The 15,430-nt window shown below is 69.7% G+C and carries 14 protein-coding genes and 1 pseudogene; 5 read left to right on the top strand and 10 right to left on the bottom strand.

The window, feature by feature from the left end; all coding sequences use genetic code 11:
• The first annotated feature begins 34 nt into the window (after positions 1-34).
• Positions 35-1,249, top strand: coding sequence for a glucose-1-phosphate adenylyltransferase (gene glgC / locus G6N19_RS03220; RefSeq protein WP_013828129.1), 1,215 nt, complete (start codon positions 35-37; stop codon positions 1,247-1,249).
• 18 nt (positions 1,250-1,267) lie between these two features.
• On the opposite strand, the gene G6N19_RS03215 is transcribed toward glgC, so the two are convergent.
• The 6 genes from G6N19_RS03215 to G6N19_RS03190 all read right to left on the bottom strand — a co-directional run bounded on the left by G6N19_RS03215 (position 1,268) and on the right by G6N19_RS03190 (position 7,306).
• Positions 1,268-2,572, bottom strand: coding sequence for a DUF2599 domain-containing protein (locus tag G6N19_RS03215; RefSeq protein WP_193465752.1), 1,305 nt, complete (start codon positions 2,570-2,572; stop codon positions 1,268-1,270).
• A 96-nt stretch (positions 2,573-2,668) separates the two neighbouring features.
• Positions 2,669-3,343: a methyltransferase family protein gene (locus G6N19_RS03210; RefSeq protein WP_193465751.1), complete on the bottom strand. Its 675-nt coding sequence runs from the start codon at positions 3,341-3,343 to the stop codon at positions 2,669-2,671.
• Between the two features lie 10 nt (positions 3,344-3,353).
• Positions 3,354-4,991 (bottom strand): ABC transporter permease, encoded by a 1,638-nt coding sequence (locus G6N19_RS03205; RefSeq protein WP_193465750.1) that lies wholly within the window; start codon positions 4,989-4,991, stop codon positions 3,354-3,356.
• On the bottom strand, positions 4,988-5,893 hold the full coding sequence (locus tag G6N19_RS03200) for an ABC transporter ATP-binding protein (protein WP_013828133.1): 906 nt from the start codon (positions 5,891-5,893) through the stop codon (positions 4,988-4,990). The genes G6N19_RS03205 and G6N19_RS03200 overlap by 4 nt, the downstream gene beginning before the upstream one ends.
• A complete protein-coding gene (locus tag G6N19_RS03195) occupies positions 5,883-6,509 on the bottom strand; it encodes a TetR/AcrR family transcriptional regulator (RefSeq protein WP_013828134.1) in 627 nt (208 codons plus the stop codon). The genes G6N19_RS03200 and G6N19_RS03195 overlap by 11 nt, the downstream gene beginning before the upstream one ends.
• Positions 6,510-6,634: 125 nt before the next feature.
• Positions 6,635-7,306 carry an O-methyltransferase gene (locus tag G6N19_RS03190; protein WP_083038446.1) on the bottom strand — a complete coding sequence of 224 codons (672 nt, stop codon included), beginning with the start codon at positions 7,304-7,306 and terminating at the stop codon, positions 6,635-6,637.
• Between the two features lie 192 nt (positions 7,307-7,498).
• Between G6N19_RS03190 and sigE the strand changes: the two genes are divergently transcribed.
• The 4 genes from sigE (at position 7,499) to tatB (ending at position 10,823) form a co-directional block, all read left to right on the top strand.
• Complete coding sequence (sigE, locus tag G6N19_RS03185; RefSeq protein ID WP_041317407.1) at positions 7,499-8,290, top strand: RNA polymerase sigma factor SigE; 792 nt, start codon at positions 7,499-7,501, stop codon at positions 8,288-8,290.
• Between the two features lie 145 nt (positions 8,291-8,435).
• The gene (gene rseA / locus G6N19_RS03180) at positions 8,436-8,843 is read left to right on the top strand and encodes an anti-sigma E factor RseA (protein ID WP_013828137.1); all 408 of its coding nucleotides are present in this window, start codon (positions 8,436-8,438) and stop codon (positions 8,841-8,843) included.
• An 84-nt stretch (positions 8,844-8,927) separates the two neighbouring features.
• Positions 8,928-10,427, top strand: coding sequence for a serine protease HtrA (gene htrA, locus G6N19_RS03175; protein WP_041317411.1), 1,500 nt, complete (start codon positions 8,928-8,930; stop codon positions 10,425-10,427).
• A gap of 12 nt (positions 10,428-10,439) precedes the next feature.
• Complete coding sequence (gene tatB / locus G6N19_RS03170) at positions 10,440-10,823, top strand: Sec-independent protein translocase protein TatB (RefSeq protein ID WP_013828139.1); 384 nt, start codon at positions 10,440-10,442, stop codon at positions 10,821-10,823.
• Positions 10,824-10,885: 62 nt separating this feature from the next.
• On the opposite strand, the gene G6N19_RS03165 is transcribed toward tatB, so the two are convergent.
• The 4 genes and pseudogenes from G6N19_RS03165 to G6N19_RS03150 form a co-directional block, all read right to left on the bottom strand.
• Complete coding sequence (locus G6N19_RS03165) at positions 10,886-12,040, bottom strand: Mrp/NBP35 family ATP-binding protein (protein WP_013828140.1); 1,155 nt, start codon at positions 12,038-12,040, stop codon at positions 10,886-10,888.
• A gap of 49 nt (positions 12,041-12,089) precedes the next feature.
• Positions 12,090-13,475 (bottom strand): lytic transglycosylase domain-containing protein, encoded by a 1,386-nt coding sequence (locus G6N19_RS03160; RefSeq protein ID WP_013828141.1) that lies wholly within the window; start codon positions 13,473-13,475, stop codon positions 12,090-12,092.
• A 118-nt stretch (positions 13,476-13,593) separates the two neighbouring features.
• Positions 13,594-14,115 carry a DUF1003 domain-containing protein gene (locus tag G6N19_RS03155; RefSeq protein ID WP_083038450.1) on the bottom strand — a complete coding sequence of 174 codons (522 nt, stop codon included), beginning with the start codon at positions 14,113-14,115 and terminating at the stop codon, positions 13,594-13,596.
• Positions 14,114-15,410 (bottom strand): annotated as a pseudogene (locus G6N19_RS03150) (magnesium transporter MgtE N-terminal domain-containing protein); the annotation flags it as partial. The pseudogene G6N19_RS03150 and the gene G6N19_RS03155, both read right to left, overlap by 2 nt.
• Positions 15,411-15,430: the final 20 nt, after the last annotated feature.

Genomic DNA, 15,430 nt, shown 5'->3' with positions numbered 1-15,430 from the left:
GCAGGTCCTCGAAACGGCCGATAGGTTTGGGGCTATGAGGGAAGCGCCGCACGTTCTGGGCATCGTGCTGGCCGGAGGAGAGGGCAAGCGGCTTCATCCGCTGACCGTCGACCGGGCCAAGCCGGCTGTTCCGTTCGGCGGCGCCTACCGGCTCATCGACTTCGTGTTGTCGAATCTGGTCAATGCGCGTTACCTGCGGATCTGCGTTCTGACGCAGTACAAGTCGCACTCGCTGGACCGGCACATCTCGCAGAACTGGCGGCTGAGCGGCCTGGCGGGGGAGTACATCACCCCGGTGCCGGCCCAGCAGCGGCTCGGGCCCCGCTGGTACACCGGGTCCGCCGATGCGATCTATCAGTCGCTGAACCTGATCTTCGACGAAGATCCGGAATACATCGTGGTTTTCGGCGCCGACCACGTCTACCGGATGGATCCCGAACAGATGGTGCGTTTCCACGTCGACAGCGGCGCCGGTGCGACGGTCGCCGGGGTGCGGGTGCCGCGCGCCGAGGCGTCGTCGTTCGGCTGTATCGACGCCGACGAGTCCGGACGGATCCGCAGCTTCCTGGAGAAGCCGGCGAACCCGCCCGGCACGCCGGACGACCCGGACAGCACCTACGTCTCGATGGGCAACTACATCTTCACCACCAAGGTGCTCATCGACGCGATCCGCGCCGACGCCGACGATGACCACTCCGACCACGACATGGGCGGCGACATCATTCCCCGCTTGGTGGCCGACGGCATGGCCGCCGTGTACGACTTCTCCGACAACGAGGTGCCCGGCGCCACCGAACGTGACCGCGGCTACTGGCGGGACGTGGGAACCCTGGACGCGTTCTACGACGCCCATATGGATCTGGTGTCGGCGCACCCGGTTTTCAACCTGTACAACAAGCGCTGGCCGATCCACGGCGCGACCGAGAACCTGGCGCCGGCGAAGTTCGTCAACGGCGGCACCGCGCAGGAATCGGTGGTCGGCGCCGGCAGTGTCATCTCGGCCGGCTCGGTGCGCAATTCGGTGTTGTCGTCCAACGTCGTGATCGACGACGGCGCGATCGTGGAGGACAGCGTCATCATGCCCGGGACCCGGGTGGGGCGCGGTGCGGTGGTGCGTCACGCGATCCTGGACAAGAACGTCGTGGTGGGTCCCGGCGAGATGATCGGTGTCGACCTGGAGAAGGACCGTGAGCGGTTCTCGATCAGCGCCGACGGCGTGGTCGCGGTCGGCAAGGGTGTCTGGATCTAACGGGCCGTCGTCCCAGGGTTAGAACGGTTCCTCGGCGCCACCGGGGTTACAGCCGTTGGCCAACATGCTCAGCGTGCTGACGACCGGGCGCCACGGCTCCAGGTTCCAACTGGTCTTGCCGGGGAGGATGAACTCGGCGAACTGCCAGTGGCACAGGAACTGTTCGCGCATGCCGGCGGTGTTGGCGTCCGGGTTTCGGTTCACCACCTCCGACCAGGCTTGCTCGCCTTGGCGTAGCGTCCCGGTCTCGCCTGCCTCGGTTCGCCCGGTGTCGGTCGGATAGACCCGCAGACTGGTGCCGTCGCCATATTCCACCCATTGGGTGCGCTCGACGTAGGGCGACGCACTGATGCCCGACGCGCCGAGCCAACCGCCTGGGCCGCCGAGACCACCGGCGCCGCCCTCGCCTCCCAGACCGCCGTCGCCCCCGCGGCCCAACAGCAGCCCGCCCGCGCCGCCGTCGCCGCCGGCACCGCCGTTCCCCGCCTCGATGTCCGCCCATCCGGCACCGCCGTCACCGCCCGCGCCGCCGGAGCCGCCGCTGCCCAGCCACCATCCCCCGGCACCGCCGGTTCCGCCGTTGCCGCCGTCACCGCCGAGATCACCGTCGCCGCCGGCCCCGCCGGTGCCGCCGATGCCCATGAACCACCCGCCGGCGCCACCGTCGCCGCCGACGGCACCGATGGCGCCCATGCCGCCGGCGCCACCGTGACCGAAGAACCCGGCGTCACCGCCGGCACCGCCGGCACCGTCTATACCGGCTCCGCCGTTGCCGAACAGGAACCCGCCGTCGCCGGCGTCGCCGAACCCGCCCCACTGACCGAACACGCTGTCGTTGACGCCGTCGTAGCCGTCGATACCGTCGCCGATCAGGTCGCGGCCGAACAACGTGACGAACGGCGCGTTGATCAGGCCGAGGCTGAACTCCCCGAACGGGCTGGTGATCCACTCCTGCAGGCTGGCGTGCAACGGGGCGTAGAAGAACTGGTCCAGCCATGCGGCCGCGTCGAAGGCCTGCCCCGGGCCCGGCAGCGCCAGTACCGCGTCGATCGTGGTGGAGAAGAACGCGTTCGTCGCCGGGTCGAGTTGGTCCACCCAGGTCTGCGCCAGCTCCATCAGGCTGCCCAGGTCGAGGCCGGGCTCGCTGGTGTCGACGGCTGCCATCGGCGCGATCAGGTCGATGCCCCAATCCCAGTCAGCCTGGGCGGGCGAGGCGGGCGTCGCCGGAGTGAGCCCGAGCACGGCCGCGGCGCCCAGCGCGCCGGCCACCCGACCGGCGGAGAGCGCCCGAATACCGCCACTGCCTCGCCGGGGTGCGCGCATGGCTCGACCAGCCTCCCTAAGTCACGTTGACCGCCGCGTTTAACAGCCTCTGCTTAGGGAACTGTAAGCCAAGGGGACTAAAAAGTGGAATATTGGCTACCAGAAATACGGAAATAGGCGGTAGCGGACCTTCTTGGTGTACTCCCGGTAGCCGCTGAGTTCAGCGGTGAGCAGGCGTTCCTCGTCTCGGATCCGCAGCACCAGCAGGACCATTCCGGGCAGCAGCAAGACCAGTCCCCAGTAGGAGTCGAGCGCCAACGGCGTCCCGATCATCAGCAGGACGTTGCCGGTGTACATCGGGTGCCGCACCCACCCGTACAGCCCGGTGGAGACCAGCGTCTGGCCCGCTTCCACGGTGACGTTGGCGGCCGCATAACCGTTCTGGATGACCACCACCATGGCGACGCCGAGCCCGATCGCCACCAGCGCATCGCCGAGCAGGCACACCGGTGTCGGCACCATCGACCATCCGAAGCGGTGATCGAGGGCGCTGAGCACGAATATGGCCGCGAAGCAGAGGAACACGGCGGTGATCACCAGCCGTTGCAGCGGTCGGCTCTCGGCCAGCGGGCCGGCTCGCATCCGCCGTTGCAACGCAGCGGGATTGGTCCGCATCAAATAGATGCTGGGAATCCAGGTGGACACCGCGAACACCGCGAGGAACATCCACGCCTGCCAGTAGTGCAGCGTCCCGGCCGGGACGAACAACAACAGCCCGAAGGCCAGCAGGCCCAACGATGCTGAAAGCAGACCCTTGCCAAAGGTTTTCACGATCTCCTCCTCAGGTGTCGAGGTCTCTGCGACGGAACGTCAAGGCGCCGAAGGTGATCAACGCACTGTCGATCGCCAGCAGCACCGCCAACGGCAGGGCGCTGAACCCGCTACTGACAAGCGGGACATGGCCGAACGGCTCGAGGTCGAGGATCCACTGCGGCAATCCGGCGATGGTGCCCAGCAGATTCAGCGCGACGAATCCGATCAGTACTGCCCAGGCGGCGGGAGCGAACCTGGGCGCCCGACCGAACAGCGCCACCGCCACCGCCGCGGGCAACCAGACCGCCGGCAGCTGCACCGCGGCGCTGCCCACCACGGTGCCCAGTTGTCCGGTGACGTCGCCGGCGGCTGTCCCGTAGACGATCCCGGCCACCCCTCCGGCGGCCAGCATCGCGATCGCCGACCCGGCCAGCGCGATCACCAGGCGGCTTGCCAGCCACCGGTTCCGGGAAATCGATCCGGCCAGTAAGGTCTCGGCGCGCGCCGTGTACTCCTCCTGGTGCAGCCGCAGCACCAGTGACACCGCGAAGGCCGCGGCGACCATGCCCAGCATGGCGAACGCGACCGCGACGAATGCCTGCTCGAGCGCTTCGGTGCCACCGAGCCGGATGACGATGTCGCGGGCGCTGTCGCTGCCGAGCTCGTCGCCGATCCCGTGGGTCACGCTGCCGACCAGCAGGCCGTAGAGCAGCAGGGCGGTCGTCCACAACAGCAGCGCGCCGCGATCGAGCCGCCACGCCAACCCGAACGCCCCGGCCAGCGTCGGCGCGGCCCGGCGCGGGCCCGGACGATCGGCCAGCAGCCCGGCGCCGACATCCCGGCGGGCCGCGAGGCGGTAGGCCAACCAGGTCAGCGCGGCCGTTGTGACCAGATGCAGCAGCAGCACCCACCACCGCTCACCGGCGTAGGGACGTACCTGCAGCGACCATCCGAGCGGAGAGAGCCACGACAGGCCGCCGGATCCGGCGTCGCCGACCGCCCGCAAGGTGAATGCCGCGGCCAGTGCGCCGAACGCGGCACCGCGGGCGAACCGGGCGCCGGGGGACAACTGCGCGGCCACCGCTGCGACGGCGGCGAACACCAGCCCCGAGCAGGCCAGCGCCGCCCCGAACGCCCACGATCCCGCCGCCGGCACGTCGGCGGTGAGCAGGCCGGCCGCCCCGATGACGCCGGTGACCACCGACGCCCCGAACGCCAGCAGCAGCGCGCCGGTCAGTCCGGCGTATCGGCCCACCGCGGTCGAGTCGATCAACTCCGTGCGGCCGGCCTCCTCGTCGGCGCGGGTGTGCCGGATGACGGTCAGGATCACCGCGATCGCGATGAGCAGGTGCGAGATCCCGGCCTTCCAGATGCCCACCGCACCGAGGGTGTCGTTGTAGACCGGGCCGTACATCGCGCGCTGCGCCGGACTGGCCATGATGGTCGCCGCCAGACCGGCGCGATCGGCCGCGGTGGGGTAGACGGCCGCCACGCTGGCGATGTAGACGCCGGCCAACGGCAGCGATAACAGCAGTACCCACAGCGGCGCGACGATGCGGTCGCGCCGCAGATAAAGCCGAAGCATGCCCAGCGTGCCGGCGAAATCCCGCCCGCGCCGGAATGGCCCGGATGCCGGCGACGCCTGGGGCGCAGCGGCGGTGGTCATGCCCGCGCCGTGTCGTAATGCCGCAGGAAGAGTTCTTCCAGCGTGGGTGGACGGCTGGTGAGGCTGCGCACCCCGGCGGCGCCGAGCACGGCGATCAGTTCAGCGAGACTGGCGCTGTCGACCTGCGCGTGCAGCACGGTGCCCTGGTAGCGCACGTCGGCGACGCCCGGGATGCGGGTGAGATCGCCCGGATCGCGCATCAGGTCGGCTTGGATCGAGGTGCGGTGCAGGTGGCGCAGCGAATCCAGTGAGCCGCTCTCGATGACGCGTCCGGCCCGGATGATCGTGACCCGCTGGCACAGTGCCTCGGTCTCGGCCAGGATGTGGCTCGACAGCAACACGGTGGCCCCCCGACGGCTCGCCTCGGCCACACACTGCTGGAACACGTTCTCCATCAACGGGTCCAGGCCGCTGCTGGGCTCGTCGAGCAGCAACAGCCGGGCGCGCGAGGAGAAGGCCGAGATCAGCGATACCTTCTGGCGGTTGCCTTTCGAGTAGGTGCGGGCCTTCTTGGTCGGGTCCAGGTCGAAGCGCTCGATCAACTCGTCGCGGCGGCGTTCGTCTATTCCGCCGCGCATCCGGGCGAGCAGGTCGATGATCTCGCCGCCGGACAGCGATGGCCACAACGTGACATCTCCCGGCACGTAAGCGATCTCGCGGTGCAGGTCGACAGCGTCGGCCCACGGGTCGCCGCCGAGCAGGCGCACGGTTCCGCCGTCGGCTCTCACCAGTCCCAGCAGGATGCGGATGGTGGTGGACTTGCCGGCACCGTTGGGGCCGAGGAAGCCGTGCACCTCGCCGCTGTGCACCGTCAGGTCCAGCCCGTCGAGTGCGGTGACCTGTCCGAATCTCTTCTGCAGTCCCCGGACTTCGATTGCCGGCCAACGGTCCTCAGGTCGCATCGGTCTCCCTCTCCAAGAAGGCGTCGTACATGGTGCGGTCGGCCAGTAGGCCCTCGGTGTAGATCTCCAGCGACGGCAGCACCATGTCGCGGGAGTAGTCGCGCAACACCGCACGCAGATCCGTCGGGTTCTCGTGCATCTGCAGGTACATCAGGAAGGCGCCGCCGCCGGTGATCGCCACGTAGCGGGCCCTGGCCTTGGGATCGCGGCTGGGTTTGAGGGTGCCGGCCCGCACGCCCTCGTCGAGGTATTCCTCGGCGTTGTCGACCATCCGCCGCCACAGCGTGGTCGCCAGTTCACCGCCGGACTGCATGGTGCGCACCAGGTAGGCCATCAGCGGTGCGTAGGACTCGATTTCGGCCATCGCGGCGAACCAGGTCGCCGGGTCGGCGGACCGCATCGCCTCGGACTTCCCGCTGCGGATCTCTTCGGCGACGAACTCGTCGCAGGCCCGGCGCAGCCCCTCCTTGGAGCCGAAATGGTGCATCACCAGGGCGGCGCTCACCCCGGCGGCCTCGGCGATGGCCCGGACGCTCACCCCGAAGCCGTGGCGGCCGAACTGCTCGATCGCCGCGTCGCGGATCTTCGCGCTGGCCGTCAAGTCCGCTGAACGCATGTTCAATATGCTAAACGTGTGTTCAGTCGTCCGTCAACCGTCCTGGCGCGAGCGCGCGTGTTTGCACGTCAGAACGCGGCGTGTCGCGTACAACCGCGCACGCTCGCGAGCGGGGGATGGGTGTGTCAGTCGCGGACGGCGGCCAGCAGTCCGTCGCCCAGCGGAATCAGCGCCGGGGTCAGCCGCTCGTCCTCGGCGATCAGCCGGGCCGCTTCGCGCACCGCGACCACCTCGGCGTCGTTGGCCGCCGGGTCTCCGGCCCGGCCGCCCAGCGCGGCCCGATGCATCACCACCACCCCGCCGGGCCGCAGCAACCGCACCGCCTCCAGCACGTAATCGGGCTGGTCGATCGGGTCGGCGTCGACGAAAACCAGGTCGTAGGACTCGTCAGCGAGCCGGGTCAGTACCTCCTGGGCGCGGCCGCTGATGAACCGGGTCCGGCCGGGCCCGATGCCGGCGTCGCCGAACGCCTGTTTGGCGGTGCGCTGGTGCTCGGGCTCGATGTCGATCGTCGTCAGGACACCGTCCTCGCCCATGCCCGACAACAGCCACAGCCCGCTGACGCCGGCCCCGGTCCCGACCTCGACGACGGCCTTGCCGCCGCTGAGCTTGGCCAGCAGGCTCAGCAACGCGCCCACCGCGGCGCTGATCGACCCGACGCCGATCTCGCCGGCCCGGTCGCGGGCGGCCGTCAGCACCGCGTCCTCGGACATCGAGCCCTCGGCGTGCGCCAGCAGGGCCTCGGCCCGGCTGGGTGGCGGCGACTGCGGCCCGGAAGTGTCGTCGGTGCTGGCCATATGCGCAGCGTAAGTCACACCCGCGATCGGCGGTGCACAGGCTCGCCCGCGCGACACGCCCGGGACGCGGCCCGTGTCCGAACCGTTACCTGGAGTCGTACCCGCACCGTGCGGCCCATTCGAACACAAGTTCACAGTCGACGTTCAGGGCCGGCACAGAGCCGACATACCGGGATAGGCAACGGTAGCCGCATGGAACGAGGTAGCAACCCGCCTCGAGGCACCCGGAATACCGGGGGCCTGTCGCACGTTGATCGCGATACCGCAGTGCCGTCGCCCGACGGCGGATCTGAGACGGAGGATGTCACCATAACCACCCTGCTGCCCCCGGTCGCCATGTCGCACCCGACCACCCACTCGGACCGCTACTCTGACACCGAATGGGTCGAGCCGTCTGAGGAGCCGCAGGGGACCGCGGTGTTCGACGCCACCGGCGATGTGGCGGCCATGCCGTCCTGGGATGAGTTGGTGCGCCAGCACGCCGACCGGGTGTACCGGCTGGCCTACCGGCTGTCCGGCAGCCAGCAGGACGCCGAGGACCTGACCCAGGAGACGTTCATCCGGGTGTTCCGCTCGGTGCACAACTACCAGCCCGGCACGTTCGAGGGCTGGCTGCACCGCATCACCACCAACCTGTTCCTGGACATGGTGCGCAGGCGCGGCCGCGTCCGGATGGAGGCCCTGCCGGAGGACTACGACCGGGTTCCGGCCGACGAGCCGGACCCCGAGCAGATTTACCATGACGCGCGGCTGGACCCCGACCTGCAGGCGGCGCTGGACTCGCTGGCGCCGGAGTTCCGGGCGGCCGTCGTGCTGTGCGACATCGAAGGGCTGTCCTACGAGGAGGTCGGGGCCACCCTCGGGGTGAAGTTGGGCACCGTGCGCAGCCGCATCCACCGCGGCCGCCAGGCGCTGCGCGACTATCTCGCGAACCGCTCCGGCCAGCGCGACGGTGCCGCGTTCGGCGGTGTTGCGGCCGGCTGAGTCTGGCCGCCGGCTCCCGGGTTGCCGCGTTGGCGCGTCAACTCGCGCTACATTCTTATAAGGGCGATCCTTAATCAAGCGCACATCAAGCGCACGTCGCTGCGAACGCCCTGGCGTACGGGCGTGTGACGGAAGGAGTCCGGTGGTGACGGACCGGGGAGGTGTCTTCCGGCGCGCATTCTCCTGGCTTCCGTCACAGTTCGCCTCGCAGAGTGACGCGCCGGTCGGCGCCCCGCGCCAGTTCGGCTCCACCGAGCACCTTTGCAGTGAGGCGGTCGCCGCCTACGTCGACGGCGAGCTGCGGATGAACGCCCACCTGCGCGCCGCTCACCACCTGTCGCTGTGCTCGGACTGCGCCGCCGAAGTGGAGTATCAGGGCCGCGCCCGCTCGGCGCTGCGCGATTCGCACCCGATCCGGATCCCGTCGGCTCTGCTGGGCCTGCTGTCCCAGATCCCCGACTGCCCCGCCGACGATCCTCCTGATGAGGCGACGACGCCGATGCCCGCTCGCTTCACCGACGGCAAGCCGCAAGATCGCCGTAAACGTCGGTAAGGTGGATGCGACGCGGCGTCAGCGCGCGTGTAAGCGCTTCGCCTGCGGCGCCTGGAAGCCGACGCGGGACCGGAAGAGGAATAGGTGAGTTCCAACAACGAGAACGCCAGCGGTAACCGCCTGGCGCCGCGGCCCGTCTACCGGCCCCCCGTGGACAATGCCTCCCAGAAGGCCTTCGGCCGTCCCGACGGGGTGCCCGGGTCGTTCATCCCGGCCGAGGTGAGGCCCAAGAAATACCGTGAACAGGGCGAGTTCACCCCGCGTGACCTGCCGCCGGACCCGGTGCTCCGGGAGGCGTTCGGCCGTCCCTTCGGCTCCGGTCCGTCGTTGCAGCGTCATCCCGCCGATGCCGGCGCGCTGCAGCGCAACGGCAAGCCGGACGAGTTCACCGAGACCGACGATCCGTGGCGTGACCCCGCGGCCGGTGTCGCGCTCGGCGGCCCCGCCGTGGTTCCGCCGGCGCCGCTGGCGCGCGGCGAGGTGGGCGGTCGGCTCGGTGTGCGTGACGTGCTGTTCGGCGACCGGATCTCCTACCGCGCGCTGGCCACGCTGGCCGCGATCGCGCTGGCGATCGGCATGGTCGGCGGCTGGGTCGGGCGGACCACGGCGCAGGTCGTCGAGGCCTTCACCTCCTCCAAGGTGACGCTGTCGACCAAGGGCAACGCCGAGGAGCCGGCCGGGCGGTTCGCCAAGGTGGCCGAGGCCATCGCCAATTCCGTGGTGACCATCGAGTCCGTCAGCGACGACCAGGGCATGCAGGGCTCCGGCGTTGTCATCGACGGCAAGGGCTACATCGTCACCAACAACCACGTGATCTCCGAAGCCGCCAACAACCCCAGCAAGTTCAAGACCACCGTGGTGTTCAACGACGGCAAAGAGGTGCTGGCCAACCTGGTCGGCCGCGACCCGAAGACCGACCTGGCCGTGCTCAAGGTCGACAACGTCGACAACTTGTCCGTGGCCCGCCTCGGTGACTCCGACAAGATCCGGGTCGGCGACGAGGTGATCGCCGCGGGCGCCCCGCTGGGCCTGCGCAGCACCGTGACCCACGGCATCATCAGCGCCGTGCACCGGCCGGTGCCGCTGTCCGGTGAGGACTCCGACACCGACACGGTCATCGACGCTGTCCAGACCGACGCCTCGATCAACCACGGCAACTCCGGCGGCGCGCTGATCGACATGGACGCGCAGCTGGTCGGGATCAACACCGCCGGAAAGTCGTTGTCCGACAGCGCCAGCGGGCTGGGATTCGCCATCCCGGTGAACGAGATGAAGATCGTGGCAGAAGCACTGATCCGGGACGGCAAGATTGTGCACCCCACGCTGGGGGTGAGTGCGAGGTCGGTCAGCAACGCCATCGCGTCCGGTGCGCAGATCGCCAACGTCAAGGTCGGCAGCCCCGCGGAGAAGGGCGGCATCCTGGAGAACGACGTGGTGGTCAAGATCGGCGACCGTACCGTGGCCAACGCCGACGAATTCGTGGTGGCGGTGCGCAATCTGACCATCGGGAAGGAAGCGCCCGTCGAGGTGGTCCGCGACGGGCGCCACGTGACGCTGATGGTGACCCCCACCCCCGACGGTTAGCAGTTCGCCTCGATGTTCGCGAATGTCGGCTGGGGCGAGATGTTGGTTCTCGTGGTGCTCGGATTGGTGATCCTGGGCCCGGAGCGGCTGCCCGGAGCCATCCGCTGGACCGCCGGCGCGCTGCGTCAGGCCCGCGAGTACGTCACCAGCGCCACCGATCAGCTGCGCGACGAGATGGGTCCCGAGTTCGAAGATCTGCGCGAGCCGCTGAGCGAGTTGCAGAAGCTGCGCGGGATGACGCCGCGGGCCGCCCTGACCAAGCATCTGCTCGACGGGGACGACTCGCTGTTCACCGCGGTCAGTTCATTGGCCGAAGATCCGCGCACCGTGGCGCCGGCACCGGCCGTGACGCCCAAGCCTGCCGGGCCGGCCCCGTTCGACTCCGACGCGACCTAGACCGCGATCACCGCTGGGCTGATGGCGGTGACCCGCCGCGCGCGGCTCCGCCGCGCTTGCGATCACCGCTGGGTGCTGCCGGTGTTGAGGCCCAGCGACATCCCCACCAGTCCGCGGCCGCGGGTGGCCAACTGCTCGGCGATGCGACGCAACTCCTTGCCGGCCACCGAGTCCGGCGAGAGCACCACCGGCGATCCCGAGTCGCCGCCGGTCACCATCTCGCTGTCGATCGGCACCTGGCCCAGCAGCGGAACGTCGCGCCCCATCGCCCTGGTCAGTCGCTCGGCGACCTGCTCGCCGCCGCCCTCGCCGAACAGGTGCATGGTCGATCCGTCGGGCATGGCCAGCCCGGCCATGTTCTCCACCACGCCGACGACCTGCTGTCGGGTCTGCAGCGCGATCGCCCCGGCCCGCTCGGCCACCTCGGCGGCCGCCTGCTGCGGGGTGGTCACCACCAGGATCTCGGCCGGCGGAACCAATTGGGCCACCGAGATCGCGATGTCACCGGTGCCCGGCGGCAAGTCCAGCAGCAGTACGTCCAGGTCGCCCCAGTAGACGTCGGCGAGGAACTGCTGCAGCGCGCGGTGCAGCATCGGGCCGCGCCACACCACCGGGGTGTTGCCCTTGGTGAACATCGCGATCGAGATCACCTTCACGCCGTATCCGATCGGCGGCATGATCATCGAGTCGACCTGCGTGGGCAGCGCCGTGACGCCCATCATCCGCGGCACCGAATGGCCGTAGATATCGGCGTCGAGTACCCCGACCGACAGCCCGCGCTCGGCCAGTGCGACCGCGAGATTGACGGTGACACTGGATTTTCCGACGCCGCCCTTGCCCGATGCGATCGCATAGACCTTGGTCAGCGAACCCGGCTGGGCGAACGGGATGACGGGTTCCTTGGCGTCGCCGCGCAACTGTTTGCGCAACTCGGCGCGCTGCTCGTCGCTGAACACGTCCAGGCTCACCTTGACCGGGCCGGTGCCGGGCACATCGTTGACCGCGCGGGTCACCATGTTGGTGATCTCGGCTTTCATCGGACAGCCGGCGATGGTCAGGTAGATCGTGACGTGCACGCTGTGGTCGTCGGCGATCTCGATGCTCTTGACCATGCCGAGCTCGGTGATCGGACGCTGAATGTCGGGGTCCAACACGGTGCCCAAAGCGGCGTAGATCGCCTCATGCAGGGCTGCGGTGTCGTCAGGTGTCTTGGACATCGCAACCGAGTCTAGGCCAGCGGCTCGTGCCCCTGAACTGTGATGTCTGTCAGGCGGGCGGGCCGGGCTGCGGACCATCCGGCGCCGCCGGGATCGGCGGTGCCTGGGGCGGGGCGGCCTGGGGCGGCAGCGCCGCCGGATCTGCCGGGGGAGCCGGCGCGACAGCGTAAGCCGGCATCGGCGCGGGGGGCGGTGGTGCCGCATCCGGCGGGCCGAACGGCGCCGGGGCACCGAACGGCGCCGGGGGACCGAATGCCTCCGGCGGGCCGGAAGGTGCCGGGGGGACGGACGCGCCCGGGGCAGCAGCCTGCGGCTCCAGGCAGATCATCCGGCAGGCCGCCGACGGGCGCGGCAACTGCTGCTGCTGTTGCTCGGCGGCGTTCATCCAGGGCGCGAGCCAGGGCAGGTTCGCCATCGGGCCGTCGGCGCCCGACGACTGCCCCAGGTTGATCAGCGACGATCCGGCGGTCTCGTGGACCGGCGACAAGCCGTGCATGCTGAGCGACTCCGGCCCCAACCCCTCCGGGTGCTCCAGGTGCTCCAGGTGCAGGTCGGCGATCGGCGGGGCAGGTCCGATGATCGGAGGCAGATCAACCGGCGCCACCCCGGTGGCATAGGCCGCCGCCCAGCCCATCACGTTCTCCGCGTAGGCCATCGAGTTGTTGTAGCGCAGGATCGCGGTCAGCACCTGGGAGTGTTCGCGCAGGTTGAGCCCGCCGCTGCACAGGTACCGTGCGGCCGCTAGCGTCGCGTCGTAGACGTTCTGCGGGTCGGCTTTGCCGTCGCCGTCGCCGTCGGCGGCGTAGCGCGACCAGGTTCCGGGCAGGAACTGCATCGGCCCCATGGCGCGGGCGTAGACGACCCGCCCGGGGCCACTGCTGGCCACGATGACTTCGTTTCCGGGCAGCGTCCCGTCCAGTGACGGCCCATAGATCGGCTGCAGCGCGGTGCCGCGCGCATCGGTGGCGCCGCCGTTGGCGTGTTGGGACTCGATGCGGCCGATCCCGGCCAGCAGATTCCAGCTGACCCCGCAGCCCGGGGCGGCGACGGCCATCTGATGCTCGGCATTGCGATAGGCCGCCAGCGCCGTTTTGGGAATCCCCAACGTGCCCGGCGCGTAGACGACCGCCGCAGGCGGCGCCGACGGTGCGCCCGCGGCGACGTGCAGGTTCGGTTGCGGGCGCTGCACCGCGACGACGGCCGGACCCGACGAGCGGCCCGAAGCGGTGTCTATGGCCGCCGCCAGGGGCGTCACCGCGGCATTGCGCAGCGGAAGCGAGGTCGACGGGGAGCGCGGAGTCGCGCCGACGGCACCGGCGAACACCAGCGGGGTGATGAACGTCAGGCCGAATGCCGGGCGCAGCGCGGCGCGCGCCGCGCGCCGCCATCTGGCCGCGCGCGACGGGTGTTCGGCTGCGCCGCCCCCTGTAGGCACTCGACCGCCCCTTGTCCGCCGTTATCAAGCCTTGATGAAACCGTCTTGGCTTCGTGAACTAGGTCACCATACCCAACACTGGTCCCGCTGGTGTCGGTTATGCCGGTCCGCCACGAGGTCAAACCGGGCGGCCGGTCCCCGAATCCCCGCCGGCGGGGTCGGGCTTGGGGCGCAATTCGTCGAGCAGTTCGCGGACCCGCTCGAGCTCATGGTGCAGGTAATCGCGGGTGGGGACCTCCCCGACCGCCAACCGCAACGACGCCAGTTCCCGGGCCAGGTACTCGGTGTCGGCCTTGGTCTGCGCGGCGCGCCGGCGGTCCTCATCCAGGCTGACCCGGTCGCGGTTCTCCTGCCGGTTCTGGGCCAGCAGGATCAACGGCGCAGCGTAGGCGGCCTGGGTGGAAAACGCCAGGTTGAGCAGGATGAACGGGTAGGGGTCCCACTTCAGGCTGACCGCGTAGACGTTCAGCAGAATCCAGCCCACCACCAAGATGGTCTGGATGGCCAGATAGCGCCCGGTGCCGAAGAAACGTGCCACCGACTCGGTGAACCGGCCCAGCGCATCGGGGTCCATTCGCAGGGCGGGGAAGCGCGAGGTGCGCGGGGTGGACAGCCGCTGCAGTGGCGAGCGGTCGGTCACGACGGCCTCCCGGCGAATTTGGGGCCCAGGTCCGGCTCGGGCGTTTCGCGCCAATCATGCGGCAGCAGGTGATCCAGCACGTCGTCGACGGTCACGGCCCCCAGTAGGTGATTCTGTTCGTCGAGCACCGGGCCGCAGACCAGGTTGTAGGCGGCGAAATAGCGGGTCAGCTCGGCCAGCGAGACTTCGGCGTTCAGCGCCGGCAGGTCGGAGTCGACGATTCCACCGACGAGGTCGGCCGGCGGCACCCGCAGCAGCCGTTGCAGCGGCACGCAGCCCAGGTAGTGGCCGGTTGGGGTGGCGGTCGGGGGGCGCGTCACGAACACCAGCGACGACAGCGCCGGGGTCAGGTCGGGGTCGCGCACCCGGGCCAGTGCCTCGGCGACCGAGGTGTCGGCGGTCAATACCACCGGGTTGGACGTCATCAACCCGCCGGCGGTGTCGGGGGAGTGCTCCAGCAGGCGGCGGACCGGATCGGAGTCGTCGGGGTCCATCCGTGCCAGCAGCAGCTCCGCGTCGTTGGGGTTCATCGCCCCCAGCAGGTCGGCGGCGTCGTCGGGATCCATCTCCTCCAGGACGTCGGCCGCCCTTTCGGTGCCCAGCTGGCCCAGCACCGCGGCCTGCCGCTCCTCGGGCAGTTCCTGCAGGATGTCGGCCAGCCGGCCGTTGTCCAGCGCGTTGATCACTTCGAAGCGCCGCTTGGGTGGCAGCTCGCGGATGGCGTCGGCCACTTCGATCGGTCGCCAGCCCTCGAATTGCTGCAGCAACTGCGCCACGCCCTGTCCGGGCATGGCCAGCGCGGAGGGGGTCAGCCCCTGCACGTTGTGCCAGTCGACGATGTGCACCGCGGCGCGGCGGCCCAGCCGCCGGGAGTGGCGCACTGCGATCCGCGTCACCAGCCAGTCGCGGGTGCGGCTCTGCTCGATGGCCAGGTCGGTGATCGCCACGTCGACGCCGGCCAGCTCCGGCAGTTCGGGGTCGTTGACCCGGACCTTGGTGTCCAGCACCTGTCCGAGCACCAGCACTTCACCGGGTCGCTGGGTGAACTTGCGCAGCGATACGGTTCCGGTGTTGAGGGTGACGGCATTGGGCTCGATCGCCGCGACTCGGAGAATGGGTACGAAAATGCGTCTGCGGGTGGGCAGTTCGACGACGAGGCCCAGAACGCGGGGCTGTTGCCGCACGATGCTGATGCTGATGACGACGTCGCGGACCCGCCCCACCGATTCGCCGAACGGGCCCAGCACCAGCATCCGCGCCAGGCGCGCTGCGTAAACCCTGTTGCTCGACGCCATGGTTGAAAGGGTAGGAGTGG

It is taken from the genome of Mycobacterium novum, from assembly GCF_010726505.1.
In the GTDB taxonomy this organism is placed as follows: Bacteria; Actinomycetota; Actinomycetes; order Mycobacteriales; family Mycobacteriaceae; genus Mycobacterium; species Mycobacterium algericum.
Note: the sequence above shows the minus strand (reverse complement) of the source record. Positions and strands in the feature narration are given on the sequence as shown.